Annotated in this window: 15 protein-coding genes; 4 read left to right on the top strand and 11 right to left on the bottom strand. The window is 65.1% G+C overall.

From position 1 onward, the window contains the following. Window positions 1-16: 16 nt before the first annotated feature. Together QUS11_02805 and QUS11_02800 are read right to left on the bottom strand one after the other, a co-directional pair. Complete coding sequence (locus QUS11_02805; GenBank protein ID MDM7992222.1) at window positions 17-1,126, bottom strand: ATP-binding protein; 1,110 nt, start codon at window positions 1,124-1,126, stop codon at window positions 17-19. Window positions 1,127-1,128: 2 nt separating this feature from the next. Next, complete coding sequence (locus tag QUS11_02800) at window positions 1,129-2,238, bottom strand: hypothetical protein (GenBank protein ID MDM7992221.1); 1,110 nt, start codon at window positions 2,236-2,238, stop codon at window positions 1,129-1,131. 518 nt (window positions 2,239-2,756) lie between these two features. Between QUS11_02800 and QUS11_02795 the strand changes: the two genes are divergently transcribed. From QUS11_02795 to QUS11_02780, 4 genes are all read left to right on the top strand, one after another. Beyond that, on the top strand, window positions 2,757-3,128 hold the full coding sequence (locus tag QUS11_02795; protein MDM7992220.1) for a hypothetical protein: 372 nt from the start codon (window positions 2,757-2,759) through the stop codon (window positions 3,126-3,128). A gap of 180 nt (window positions 3,129-3,308) precedes the next feature. Then, window positions 3,309-4,181, top strand: coding sequence for a hypothetical protein (locus QUS11_02790; GenBank protein MDM7992219.1), 873 nt, complete (start codon window positions 3,309-3,311; stop codon window positions 4,179-4,181). Window positions 4,182-4,190: 9 nt separating this feature from the next. Beyond that, window positions 4,191-4,490 carry a DUF1905 domain-containing protein gene (locus tag QUS11_02785; protein MDM7992218.1) on the top strand — a complete coding sequence of 100 codons (300 nt, stop codon included), beginning with the start codon at window positions 4,191-4,193 and terminating at the stop codon, window positions 4,488-4,490. A 1-nt stretch (window position 4,491) separates the two neighbouring features. After that, window positions 4,492-4,965 carry a hypothetical protein gene (locus QUS11_02780; protein MDM7992217.1) on the top strand — a complete coding sequence of 158 codons (474 nt, stop codon included), beginning with the start codon at window positions 4,492-4,494 and terminating at the stop codon, window positions 4,963-4,965. Between the two features lie 59 nt (window positions 4,966-5,024). On the opposite strand, the gene QUS11_02775 is transcribed toward QUS11_02780, so the two are convergent. The 9 genes from QUS11_02775 to QUS11_02735 all read right to left on the bottom strand — a co-directional run bounded on the left by QUS11_02775 (window position 5,025) and on the right by QUS11_02735 (window position 12,324). Beyond that, window positions 5,025-5,732 carry a hypothetical protein gene (locus tag QUS11_02775; protein ID MDM7992216.1) on the bottom strand — a complete coding sequence of 236 codons (708 nt, stop codon included), beginning with the start codon at window positions 5,730-5,732 and terminating at the stop codon, window positions 5,025-5,027. Continuing rightward, a complete protein-coding gene (locus QUS11_02770) occupies window positions 5,729-5,893 on the bottom strand; it encodes a hypothetical protein (protein MDM7992215.1) in 165 nt (54 codons plus the stop codon). The genes QUS11_02775 and QUS11_02770 overlap by 4 nt, the downstream gene beginning before the upstream one ends. Window positions 5,894-5,905: 12 nt before the next feature. Next, a complete protein-coding gene (locus tag QUS11_02765) occupies window positions 5,906-6,064 on the bottom strand; it encodes a hypothetical protein (GenBank protein ID MDM7992214.1) in 159 nt (52 codons plus the stop codon). A 173-nt stretch (window positions 6,065-6,237) separates the two neighbouring features. Further along, window positions 6,238-6,708, bottom strand: coding sequence for a hypothetical protein (locus QUS11_02760; protein ID MDM7992213.1), 471 nt, complete (start codon window positions 6,706-6,708; stop codon window positions 6,238-6,240). Then, window positions 6,705-8,222 (bottom strand): M28 family peptidase, encoded by a 1,518-nt coding sequence (locus QUS11_02755; protein ID MDM7992212.1) that lies wholly within the window; start codon window positions 8,220-8,222, stop codon window positions 6,705-6,707. The genes QUS11_02760 and QUS11_02755 overlap by 4 nt, the downstream gene beginning before the upstream one ends. 9 nt (window positions 8,223-8,231) lie before the next feature. Beyond that, window positions 8,232-10,049 (bottom strand): T9SS type A sorting domain-containing protein, encoded by a 1,818-nt coding sequence (locus QUS11_02750; protein MDM7992211.1) that lies wholly within the window; start codon window positions 10,047-10,049, stop codon window positions 8,232-8,234. A gap of 78 nt (window positions 10,050-10,127) precedes the next feature. Beyond that, the gene (locus tag QUS11_02745; protein MDM7992210.1) at window positions 10,128-10,457 is read right to left on the bottom strand and encodes a transcriptional regulator; all 330 of its coding nucleotides are present in this window, start codon (window positions 10,455-10,457) and stop codon (window positions 10,128-10,130) included. Beyond that, on the bottom strand, window positions 10,450-11,004 hold the full coding sequence (locus QUS11_02740; protein MDM7992209.1) for a hypothetical protein: 555 nt from the start codon (window positions 11,002-11,004) through the stop codon (window positions 10,450-10,452). The genes QUS11_02745 and QUS11_02740 overlap by 8 nt, the downstream gene beginning before the upstream one ends. A gap of 171 nt (window positions 11,005-11,175) precedes the next feature. Next, entirely contained in the window at window positions 11,176-12,324 is a 1,149-nt protein-coding gene (locus tag QUS11_02735) for an ATP-binding protein (GenBank protein MDM7992208.1), read from the bottom strand. Window positions 12,325-12,476: the final 152 nt, after the last annotated feature.

Here is a 12,476-nt window from a genome sequence, read left to right as displayed (position 1 = left end):
GTGGCGGACGGTTCCGTCAGCGTTTCCCGACTTCCAGGCACCTGTCCCAGGCCCAGGCCGTCTGGGCGCCTTCCTTCTTCTCGCCGGCGATGGCAGCCCGGTGCAGTGCGTCGGCCACATCCTCCTCACCGGGGGGCTGGCTGAAACCGCCGCCCCTGGTCCGGTGCATCACCGACAGCGGGGCGACCCGGACGAGATGATCGAGCTCGATGGCGGGTGCCCCTTCGAGGGCCGCAAGAGCTCTCGCTGCGCGGAGAGTCACGATGTCGGGCCTCTGTCCGTCGAGTTCGAGGGACGCCATCGCGCCGGCCACGGTCCAGAGGGTCACGAGGCGGATCTTCACCTGTTCGAGCCTTCTGCGGGCGGTCGAGATCCTGCTCTTGAGGGACTCGTCGTGCCTCGTGAAGGCGGCGGCGAAAGCCTCCGGATTCGCTGAGAACGACAGCGAACGAGAGATGATCTCGGTGCGCTGCTCGGGGTCGGTGATGGTCTCGATCCTGACCGACAGCGCGAAACGGTCGAGGAGCTGGGGTCGAAGGTGGCCCTCCTCGGGGTTCATGGTGCCCACAAGGGTGAACCCGGCGGGGTGGGAGACGGATACGCTCTCGCGCTCGACGGTGTTCCATCCGCTCGCGCACGCATCGAGGAGGTCGTCGGCGATGCTGTCGGGAAGGAGGTTCACCTCGTCGACATAGAGGATCTGGTTGTTGGCGTCACCGAGCAGGCCGACTTCGAAGCGGACCGTCCCGTCCCGGAGGAGCTTTTCCATGTCGATGCTGCCCAGGAGGCTGTCTTCGGTGGTCCCGAGGGGGAGCGTGACTATCGAGGGCTGGAAGTCGACGGGATCGCCCCGTCCGCGGGCGCAGTCTTCGCAAAGGTTCCGGGTGGAGTCGGCGTTGCAGTGGTATCTGCAGCCGGACCTCACCCTGAAGGGTGGCACGATGCCCGGCAGAGCCCTTACCAGTGTAGACTTGGCCGTGCCCTTCACTCCCGAAAGCAGCACTCCACCCATACCGGGATCTATGAGCGCCAGTGTCATGGCCAGCTTCGCCTGGTTCTGCCCGACGATCGCGGAGAACGGGAAGACCCTGGGCGACGGTCTCGAGGAGGCTGACATGAACGCCATCCCTACGGCTCCATACGGTAGAGCCTGTGGTAGTCCTCGCTCACGGCGTCGAAGGCGTAGATGCCGCCAGTGGAGGAGGCTTCGAGCAGGATCACGCTCGAAGTGTCGCCGAGCGCCATGTGGTGGATGCCGACGGGTTCGCCGTCTTGTGATATCTCGTCCCAGTCGCGGGCATCGGGGCCGCCCCGGAGTGCCCAGAGGCTGCCGCCGGGCCCGACTTCCAGGCCGGCAACGAGCGGGAAGAACTCCGGCAGGTTGGTGGTGCCGCTGGCCATGTTCCCCTGCTCGGAGTCCTGGTACATGTAGCTTATCCTCGGAACGCCCGGCACATGCTGCGAATCCGACTCCACCGCGATCCGGGCGAGGCCCGGGAAGCAGAGGAGCGTGTCCACGGGCGCTTCGGCGGCCTCGAACACCTCCACCATCCACTGGTCGGAGGCGGCCCGGGAGAGGTAGACCCTCCCGGCCCCGTCGGTCGCGAAGAGCAGGAATGCGTCCGTGAAGTCGGTCGATCCCGAGGACGGGGCCTCCCAGGTCACGTACCTCGCCAGCACCTCTCCGGTGAAGGCGTGATACCTCCACAGCGTGAACAGCGTCGAGAGCCCGTCCTCGTCCATGTCCATCGAGAAGTCGTAGGCGACGAAGGACGAGTCGTCGAAGGCCTCGACCTCCATGGGATAGATGCCCATACCCTCCATGATCCAGGACGACAGGAAGACACCGGTCGAGTCGAAGACGTTCACCTTGCCCGATGCGCCCTCCAGCACGAGGATGGTGCCGGACGGGAGTACGCACAGGCTCGCAGGCCACTGGAACTCGCCGGGAGCCTCCCCGTGCCTGCCGAAGCTTCGCACGAACACCCCCCCGCCGTCGAAGAGCGAGACTCTCTCGGCGATCCTGTCCAGCACGGCGACTCCCCCGCCTGCCAGGGGGGCGAAGTCCGCTATGGCCCCGAAGGTGTAGTCGCTGTCCCCCATCAGGATACCGATGGAGTCGACGGCCGCGAGCGTGTCGGACACGACTTCGGCCGGAACGGCGGCGGGTTCCCCGGGTTCCACGCCGCATGATGCACAGAGCAGCAGGAAGGCGGTCGGAAGGAGTATACGCTTCATCGATCCTCCTCGGGTCAGGCGTCGGAGATCGGCTCGCCCGGGAACAACCCGGCGATCCGTTCTATCGATCCACCGCAGACGCGTTCCATGCGGCCCGCTCGCAGTATCCGGTCACGGCACCGGGCGGGCGGCGGCAACACCGATGCCGAAGGAATGGATATCGCCTCACGGGATGGTCATGTCACGCGCCGGTACCAGTGGTGCGCCCCTCCCGGCGATGATCCGCGCTCGAGCCGGGCTGGCTTGCAGCATGCCATCCGGAGATCTTCTGCAATGGCAGGCATGCGGTTGCGCATCAGCGGCAGCCGGTCCGGACCGTAACCAGGGTCGGAAGGTCTTCATGGTCTCCAGAGATGAAGGCATCCAGATCGACATATTAACTGCGTATCGTACCGAATCCGCGACATGGCACCCCCCCTGCTCCCCCTTGTGCCGTGGATTCCGTCCCGGGCCGAGAGACCGGGGCGAACGGAAGGAAGCGATGGCTCTCGAACAGGTCACAGCAGGGAAGGTCTGACATGTGGCTCGCGACTTGTTTCGGCTTCTTCAGCGTGGTCAGGAGGGATGGCGACGCCCGGGACGGCATGCTGACGGTCCGGGGAAGGGTCAGGGCCGACCTGGAGGCGTTCCGCAGCGGCTACCTGCCCGGGGCCTCACCGGTGTTCGAGCAGGAGAGGGCCGACTACAGGTACAGGTTCAGGGTGCCCGAGGCCGAGCTGGCGAAGTCCTTCGAGAAGATCCTGCGCGAGATCGACTACGACGACTTCAAGACGGCCGTCGAGGCCCGGCAGGGATGGGTGCGCCACGACATCTACGAACAGGTGCGATCAGTGATGAGGCAGCTGTACTGCTGCGACCAGCCGGCCGAAAAGGCGGAGGCCGCCGTCTGAGGCCCTGTCGGCAGACCACCAGCCTCTTTCCATCATTTCCTTCATGAATCGGCACCGAACGGGTTGACTGCAGCCCGGGGAACGATGCTGCCTCTCTCCATGTAAGCATATTATCCTGTCCGCCGGGGGGCGTCGTCCGTTCAGGACGGTGGCGGCGGTATAACAGCGGAGGTGGCGTCGATGGTGTTCTCAGTCCTTCTCGCACTTTCCTTCACCGGCTCCTTCGACGTCCTGCCCGTGCCGCTCGCAGAGCCGCCGTTCGAGGCGCAGTTCGCCCCGGCATGGTGCGGAACCTATGACATCCCCGACCTTCTGCTCGTCGAGAGCACGCCCAACGGCGGCTCCGACTACGAAGACTGGTTCGACCGCTTCGAAGACTGGCCCTCGGTGACGTTCCACGGGGGCGGGAACAACGACGCCATCAGGGGCGAGCGGCTTCCGAACGGAGTTCCGGGCTTCCTCCGTGTCCCCGGGAACGACGAGTTCGACATCTACCAGTTCATCTACGGAGACGAGGCGGATCTGGCGATGTACGGCGACCCGCCGAACAGGTACGGCGTGGTGCTCTGCCCGAGGCTCCTCGCGCTCTACCTCGATCCGGTCGACCCCGAACCCTCGGCAGTCCTCGACTTCCTGACCTACGCACACGGCCCGGCCGACCTCGAGGAGGACATGCCGTTCACGTTCCAGCAGCTCAGGTGGGCCGATGTGGAAGACGGGACGCTCTACGTCTCGAACGCCCACAGGACGTACGCCGAGAGCTCGGGCGGGCTCAACGGCTTCGTCACCGCGATCGACCCGGTGACTCTCGAGGTGCTCTGGAGGAGCGAACCGCTGGTGAGCAACTCCGAGAACTTCGTCGTGCTTCGCGACGGCATCATCACGGGGTACGGCTTCACAGGCGAGGACGACTATCTCTACATCCTCGACCGGCACACCGGGAACACCGTCGAGAGGATACCGGTCCCCTCGGCCCCCGAGTACATCTTCGTCGAGGACGACCGCCTCTACGTGCGCTGCTACGATACCGACCTCGAGTTCTCGATACGGTAGGAGTCGGTCATGGCGAGGGTGTTCATGGCGGCCATCGAGGATGCAGGCGGGGGCGGCGCCTTCGTGAGAATCCCCTTCGACGCGGAGGCGGAATACGGCTCCAGACGGCCGGAAGTCATGGCTACGATCGACGGGATCCCGTACAGGGGCCGCCTGATCCGCATGGGTCTGCCCTGCCACCTGCTCCCGGTGGTGAAGGATATCAGGAGGAAGCTCGGGAAAGGCCCCGGAGACGAGGTGCGGGTGGTCATCGACCGGATCGGGGCGCGACAGACGGAGGATCGCCGAGGCATCGCCGGGGAGGGTTGAGATGAAGATCGGTATTGCAGTTCACTCGAAATCCGGCGTCACTCTCGCCCTGGCGGAAGCCGCCGCCGGCAGACTGCGGGAGAGGGGCCACGAGGCGGCAGTGCTGCCGCTCGAACCCGAGGGTGACGTACAGCCTCATCAGAATGACGTCAGGCTGAAGAGCACCCCCGACTGCCAGGGGTTCGATGCCATGCTTGTCGGAGGCCCGATCTGGGCGTTCGGGATGTCGCCGGTCGCCCTGGCCTTCGCCTCGGGGCTGGGGGACATGAAGGGGATGAAGGCGCTCCCGTTCGTCACGATGGGCTTCAGATGGAAGCTGCTGGGAGGAAGCCAGGGGATCTCCGCCCTGTCGCGCATGCTCGCCACGGCGGGGGCGACCGTGCTGCCGGGCGTCATCGCGTCCGCATGGGCGTCGAGATCCGACGCGGAGAAGAAAGCCGTCATCGAGAGGATCGTCGCTCTTCTCGAGGGCTGATCACCCGGGGCTCCGGCGGTCTTCCACGGACTGCCGTGCGATGGGTGCGTGCCGCCTGGCTACCTGAACTGCAGCGCCAGCTCCGCCCTCAGATAGGGCCCGGAGAAGTCGAGTTCGAAATCCTCCGCCCCGTCGAGCGCCACGCAGGACCGCCTGTATCCGCCCTGGGCGAACAGGCGCAGCGGCAGACCGATGAATTTGCCGCCTCCCTCCTGCTCCACCCTGAGAGAACCCATGAAGCCCATCGCCGATCCCGACCTCTCCGACAAAGTGAGGGGAGACTCGAGCGAGCGGTTGACGAAGGTGAACACCGGCCCGCCGCCTGCCGAGAACGACGCGCCCGAACTCCGCGAGATCACGTAGTAGCCCTCGGTCTCTATCTCGACATAGCTGTCGGCAAGGTCGATGACCTCCTCGTCGGAGTCGAACAGGCTGCTGAATCCCAGGGTCAGGAGGGCCAGCCAGACGTCGTCCATCGAGCTGTACTCCTCGCTGTAGGCCCCGTCGAAGCTCCCGAAGCCCAGCCCGCCGCGCACCTTGAACCGGCTGGAGGCGTCGAACGTGAGGTCGACGATTCCCGACGTCACGACCTCGTCGGTCTCGAAGGGTATCCCCGCGGCCTCCATCTCCTCCGCGAAGAGGTCCTCGTCGGACATCGAGGGGAAGCCGAACCCGAAGCCGAAGCCGATCTTGAACCCGGGATCGAAGCCGTCGCCGGGGCCCGAAGGCTGCGCCAGCAGTGCCGCCGCCGCCAGGATGGCGATCATCTCGACACCTCCAGCAGGATGGTGGAGAACACGGCGGAGTCGAGGGAGGCCTCGACGAAGTAGAGGCCGTCTTCGACGGGTTCTCCGTCACCGTCCTCCAGATCCCAGGTGCGTGAGACGGAAGTCCCGCCCGCGACCTGCACCCCGGGCTCCAGAACCATGACCTCCTCGAGTCAGTCGTTCTTCACGACGATGCTCACTGTGCCGGAGTCGGCCGGAGTGAAGCTCATCTCGTGAGGTCCGCTCACCTGCGTGAAGGGGTACGAGAACGAGTCGCACCCGGGGCCCGCCGCCAGGATCAGCAATGATATGGACAGGAGCCGCATCTTCATGGTCCCCTCCCTGCATCACGTCATGGATCCCCGATGAGAGTATCGCCCTCATATCTCTGGATCGCAAGGCTCGGCGAAGAAAGCCTTGCAGGAGGGTCGGGGGATGTCAGGTATTCAGATGCATCGATCGCTGATCGAAAACGGCGGAGGGGCAGGGGGCGGTCGTGAACCGGCTAGGGTTCGGCAGGGAACGTGCCCTCGGGGGCGTACCAGTCCGTCGGATCCACTCCGGTCACCACCGAGCCCGCCTCGACCTCCACCTCGATCAGCGAATGGTCTTCCAGGCCGTAGATCAGGCCGGCGGGGACGGCCTGGGAGTATCCTGCCACGAATGCCGACATTTCCGGATCGCGGGGATAGGAGACGACGACGTAGTTCCCCTCCGGAACCCGGAGAGAGTAGGAGGCCTGCCCCCCGTCGGTCTCCACCGACGCCACCGGCTCGAGCGTCTCCGAGTCGAAAGCGACCACGCGCTGGGGCTCGAGGTATTCACTGGGGAATGACAGGCGGCCGCGGATCGTCCCGGTGTCGATCACCGGGGTGGTTCGTGTGACACTGGTGCCGCAGGACGCGGCAAGAAGCATGACTGCCGACAGGACTGCCCCGTACGCGCGGGTTCGATGCCCCACTCTCCTCGTCTTCACCGGCAGACCACCAGCCTGGCCGTGCCGGTCGGACCGTCCCCTTCAGCCACCCTCACCAGGTAGACCCCGGGCTGCAGGGATGACACGCCTAACTCGACCCCGCCTCCCTCGTCGAGCACAGCCGACCCGACCTCCCGGCCCGCGAGGTCGTACAGGGTCACTGAAGCCTGAACAGGTCCGAACCCCGAGGTCTGAACCAGAACGACAGATGCCGCCGGCGAAGGAGAGACGCTGACTGCCACGGAACGGCCCGGCCCCTCTCCGATCCCCAGGCCCACAGGGACGGCAAGCGCAGCTATGCAGGCTACCGCGCTCCTCGCCACGTTCGTGCCGAACGGGAAGAACTCGAGGTAGTTCGCGATAAGGTCGTCATACCTGTGGTAGTACGGATTCTCGCCTAGCATGCTCTCGTACAGGTCTATCGCGGTGAAGCCGTTCGCCCAGAACGATAAGTGATCGCTGCCGCCGATAGTCGCATAGGTGTAGATCCTCTCCAGGTCGGGGACGTAGAGATCGGTGGACTGGTCGTACAGGTCGCTGAACGCGGCTGAAGAGTCGTTGTAGTAGACTCTCACGATGTCGAAGCTGCTCGGTCCGATCACCGGGCCGTAGAGGATCATGTCCAGGTTGACGTATCCCATGATGGAGTCACCCGCGGCCGCTGCTTCGGCTGCATAGAACCCGCTGCCCACGAGCCCGGCCTCCTCCGCCCCCCACAGCGCGATCTTCACCGTGTACTCGAACTGGTAGGGCAGCATCGTACGTGCCGCCTCGAGCGCCGTCACGGATCCGGATGCATTGTCATCGGCACCCGGGAACACTTCGTAGGGATTGTGCCCGGAATCGAGGTGGCCTCCGATCATCCAGTACCTGTCCGGGTACACCGTTCCGGGGATCGTGACGATGAGGTTCTGCGACACCCCGGGCGAGTCGACGAAGAATTCCTGCACCTCGACCTCGTAACCCATGCTCTCGAGCCTTGCGATCGCCCAGTCGCGCGCCGCCGGGAACGAATCGTTGCTCCAGTACCTGCTCTCGAACCGCTCGAGCCTTCCGATGATGGAGATGATCGAGTCCTCGCTCACCGATGCCACGATCTGCTCCACCCACGGATCGAACGACACGCTCCGGGGCAGCTCCGGCCTTACCGGCCTTTCCACGAGGGGCCTCAGCCTGACGGTGGCTTCGGTGAGAGCTGCGGTCCGCCCCGGATCGAGCCTGACGAAGCTGACGCCATCCCTCTCGTACAGGACGGAGCCATAGTCGCTGCAGGCGAGCGGGCTTCGCAGGTATTCGCCCATGATAGCGGCGTAATCATCGGGCGCCCCGGCTTCGGGGTCGAGCACGAGGCTCCCCGCGGGAGCAGGGCCTATGGCCAGGCGGAACCCGGCGCCGCGGAAGACCAGGACACTCCCTTCGGTCAGGGGAGCGGCGCCCTCCAGTACATGGAGCTGCGCAGGCGGTGCAGCATCTCCTGCGAGGATGCAGGCCAGAGACAGCATGATGATGCTCATACACGCCCCCTATCTCAGCAGGACGATGCGGAGGGTCCCCTCGCGGCCGTCCACGGAGTATCTGACCGTGTAGCATCCCGAGGGCAGGTCGGAGTCTCCTGTGATGACTCGCTCCCCGGCTCCGAGGACGCCTTCGAGCATCGTATCGACGAGCCTCCCCGAGATGTCGAAGATGTCGATGGACGCAGGCCCTTCCGCGGCGGATGCCACGATGAGCGAGATCGAGCCTCTTGCGGGATTGGCCGGGGCGATGACGGGGCATCCCGGTTCCGATCCGCCCCCGATCCCGGTGATGTCGTCCGAGAGCGAAACAGAGGTCACCACGGGATCTCCCCACTCCTCGTTCTGGGTCGGGCTCACCAGGTACTGCACGTACTCGTCGCCGGGGTCGACGTATCCGGCGAGCGACTCCCAGGATCCCGGCAGCATGAACAGCTCGGCGGACCAGCTTCCCATCTCCGAAGGATCGTCCGAGGACCTGACGCGCATCGTCAGGTATGTGCTGCCTTCGAACCTCATGAACCAGGGCTCCCCGGAGGAGGTGTCGACGTGGAGGATGGACGACGCGAGCGATCCGGTGCTGTAGAGGATCGCGCGATCACCCCACGGCATTGTGACGAGCGCCTGCCCGGAGTAGGACGATCCTGCCAGATCGCCGTAACCGTCTCCGTCGAAGTCACCATGGGTCATCCAGAAGAACCCGCCGGTGCCGATGGGCAGGATGGGTTTCGGAGCCCACGAGGTTCCGGTCCCGGTGTTCAACCTCAGCACGAGGCCGTTGTCGATGGCGGAAGAGGAGACGATGTCGAGATCGCCGTCAGAGTCGAGGTCCCTGGCCTCCAGGCAGCTCGAAGCCTTGTGCACGACTTCGACGGGGTTCCACGAAGGCGGAGAGCCGGTGCCGAGGTAACAGTAGATCTCGTCGGATATCACCGACCCGGCGGCGATGTCGTCCATCCCGTCGCCGTCGAAATCGGCCGCGACGAGACCGTAGAACGTACAGCCCAGCGTCGCGGTCTCGATCACCGTCCTGCCGTACCCGGGCGAAGTGAATGCGGCGAGCCGGATGCCGCCCGTACCCGCGACGGCCAGGTCGGGCCCGGCGTTCCCGTCGAAATCGCCGGTGACCGCGGTGATCGGACCGGGGAGGGTGTCGTCGATGATGTGGAGGACCCAGGAGGTACCGGCCCCGCCGGCGTTCTCGAACCATCCCACCCATCCGCCTGCGCGGGATGTGCAGAGGATGTCCGCGTCGCCGTCGAGATCGGGATCCCAGGCGAGGCACGAGTATGCGTCGGGGCAGGCCCCCACCCTGTTCTCGGTCCATGCCGATCCCGATCCCGAGTTCCGATACCAGGATATCCTGTCCGCACCGGATTCGGAGACGGCCAGGTCGGTGTCGCCGTCGCCGTCGAAGTCGGCTGCCGACAGCATGACGGGTTCGGGCGCATCGTCATCGACCATGATCGACTGCCAGGGGCCCGTGATCCCTGGGTTCACGCACAGGATCACCCGGCTAGTGTCCCAGAATCCGCCAGCGATGTCGGGCAGTCCGTCACCGGTGAGGTCGGACGAGCATATCGCGGTGGGCGACCCCTGCCCGGTGAGGATGGGGATCGCTGGCATGAAGCTCTGCTCGACGTAGTTCGTGTCCAGGTGGAGTACGCCGGTGATGGACCAGCAGACGTGATTCTCCTGCTGGAATGCAGTGCCCCAGTCCTCTACCGGCCCGGGGACGCCGGGGCCGCCGCTCCAGTCCGTCTGGGTGTATGTCGTTGCTGGCGAAGCGATCGGCAGGAGAAGCACCGGAACCAGGATTCTGCGCATAGGGGCCTCCTGACTCCCGGATTGGATATTCCTGCATCCATGATACGCCGGCACCGGAGGCGGGTCAACGAAGCGGGGTCACGACCGGCCGATGAGGGATTCCAGGGCGTCGAAGTGGCTGTGGAGACCATCCCGTCCTGCCGGCGTCAGCGTGTACCACGTCACCGGCTTCCTGTCGCGGAACTCCTTGCGCGCCGAGATGAATCCCTCGTCCTCCAGCTTTCTGAGCTGGGCGCCCAGGCTGCCGTCAGTCTCGCCCAGCAGCTCCTTGAGGCGCGAGAAGGAGAGCGCCGAATGCCGCGACAGGAGAACGCATATCCCCAGCCTCACCCTGTGGGACAGGAGCCCGCTCACCCCTTCGAGCGTGCCGCGGATCTCCTCGTCCGATCCGCGCTTCCCCTCAGGCATCTCTCCTTCTCCTCCCCAGCGCGATGACCACAAGCGAGGCGGCGGTCAGCACACCGGTCGCCGTCCATGCGTACGGCAGCGCAAAGAGCGTCGCGACGAACCCGGCCATCATCACGCCGCCGAGGAGCAGGAAGCTCCTGTCGAAGTGGACCCCGGCGCCCCACCATCCCATTGCGACGACCAGCAGGATGACCTGGCTCAGAACGGTGCCCTGCACGAAACCCCGGACGGCCAGCATCACGGCCAGGATGACCACCAGCATCATCCCGCCCCAGTGGAGCGAGTGCCTGATCCCTGTCTCCCTGTCGAGCTGCCCCATCCTCACGCCGGCCCTGCGTCCCAGGAGCCCGCTCAAAAGCCCGCCCCCGGGCCCGGCGATCATCCAGAACAGCGCAGTCTGCCGGGGTGCGAAGTCCACCATGGCGAAGCCCGCAAGGACCAGAACAGCCCAGAGAAGGAACACGGAGGCCGGGATGGAGCCCGACGAGGACCTGTCGACCAGCCCGCGCACGTAGCGGATGTCGGATTCAACTGAATTAGCGTCCATCATCACTCCTTTCCCAGAGTTCTCTGATTATTAGAGTATGATGGAACGGGGTCAAGTCCCTGGAGATCTCAGGCTCGGCAGGATGCGCTGACGGTCCAGGCCGCAGGGGAGACAGGAGCTTCAACACAATAGCAGCCTGACACCGGTCAGACCCGGTCACGTCCGTCGTCTTCAACCGGATTCCGAAAGCATCCCTGCCAGGACCGGGAGCGGGATCGCATCGATTCCCTCCGCCAGGGGGTATCTCTCCGATCCTGGATAGACGATGAACCTGCCTGTGGGCGAGAGATCCGCACAGGCCGAATGGAACCCCCGCCCGGGGCCGGGCGCCATGCTCCGCTTCACTTCGACAGCCCAGAGGACACCTCCGGGCAGGTCGAGCAGGAGATCTATCTCGGCACCTCCCCCGGTTCTGTAGAAGAATGGCTGCGTTCCCGCCGGACAGGATTCGATGAGCTGTTCGATCACGAATCCCTCCCAGCTCTGCCCGACCACCGGATGCGACAGGAGCGCCTCCCGGTCACCGATCGACAGCAGGGCATGAACGAGCCCGCTGTCCCTCACATAGACCTTGGGGGATTTCCGGAGCCTTTTCCCGGTGTTGGACGCCCAGGGCAGGAGCCTGCGCACTAGGAGTAGGTCCGCCAGAAGGTCCACGTAATGCGAGGCAGTCCTCACATCCACTCCGATGTTCCCTGCAAGCCGGGAGATGTTCAGCATGCCGCCCTGGTCGTGGGCGAGCATGATCCACAGTCTCCTCAGCCTCTCGGCCGGAATCCGGGGCCTCAGCTGCGGGATGTCCCTCTCGAGGTAGGACCTGATGAAATCGCTCCTCCACCTGAAACTCGCGACCCCGCTCCTGGCCAGGAAGCTGTCGGGGAACCCTCCCCGCACCCAGAGTTCGTCCATCCGCCCGGCGTCGGAGCCGACCTCCCCGATGCAGAAGGGAGCCAGCTCGAGGTAGCTCACGCGTCCGGCGAGGGTCTCACCGGACTGCCTCAGCAGGTCCATGGAGGCGGATCCCAGCAGCAGGTACATGCCCCTCCCGCCGCCGGCCAGACGGGTGCGATCGATGATCCCCCTCAGTACGCCGAAGAGCCCGGGCATGCGGTGTATCTCGTCGATGATGACGAGCTTCCCTGTATATCGCTCGAGATAGAGTTCGGGCTCGGCCAGTTTGGCCCTGTCCTTCTCGGATTCGAGATCGAGATAGATCGAGTCGGTCCTCCGGGCTACCTCGTGAGCGAGTGTAGTCTTGCCGGTCTGCCTCGGTCCGAGCAGCACCACGGCAGGCATCTCGCCCAGCCGCTCGATCAGCACGGGCAACAAGTGGCGTTCGATCATGTTTGCAAATATGGAGCGTGATTGTTTGTTTTGCAAGGATATGACTTCGGAGGTTCCCCTGGGATTCCGGTGGCTGGCGCCGGCCGTGGAGGCTGTCTCTTATACACATCTGACGCTGCCGACGAGTT

This window comes from Candidatus Fermentibacter sp. (genome assembly GCA_030373045.1).
GTDB lineage: Bacteria > Fermentibacterota > Fermentibacteria > Fermentibacterales > Fermentibacteraceae > Fermentibacter.
The sequence above is the reverse complement of the archived record's forward strand: the minus strand, read 5'-3'. Positions and strand labels throughout refer to the sequence as shown.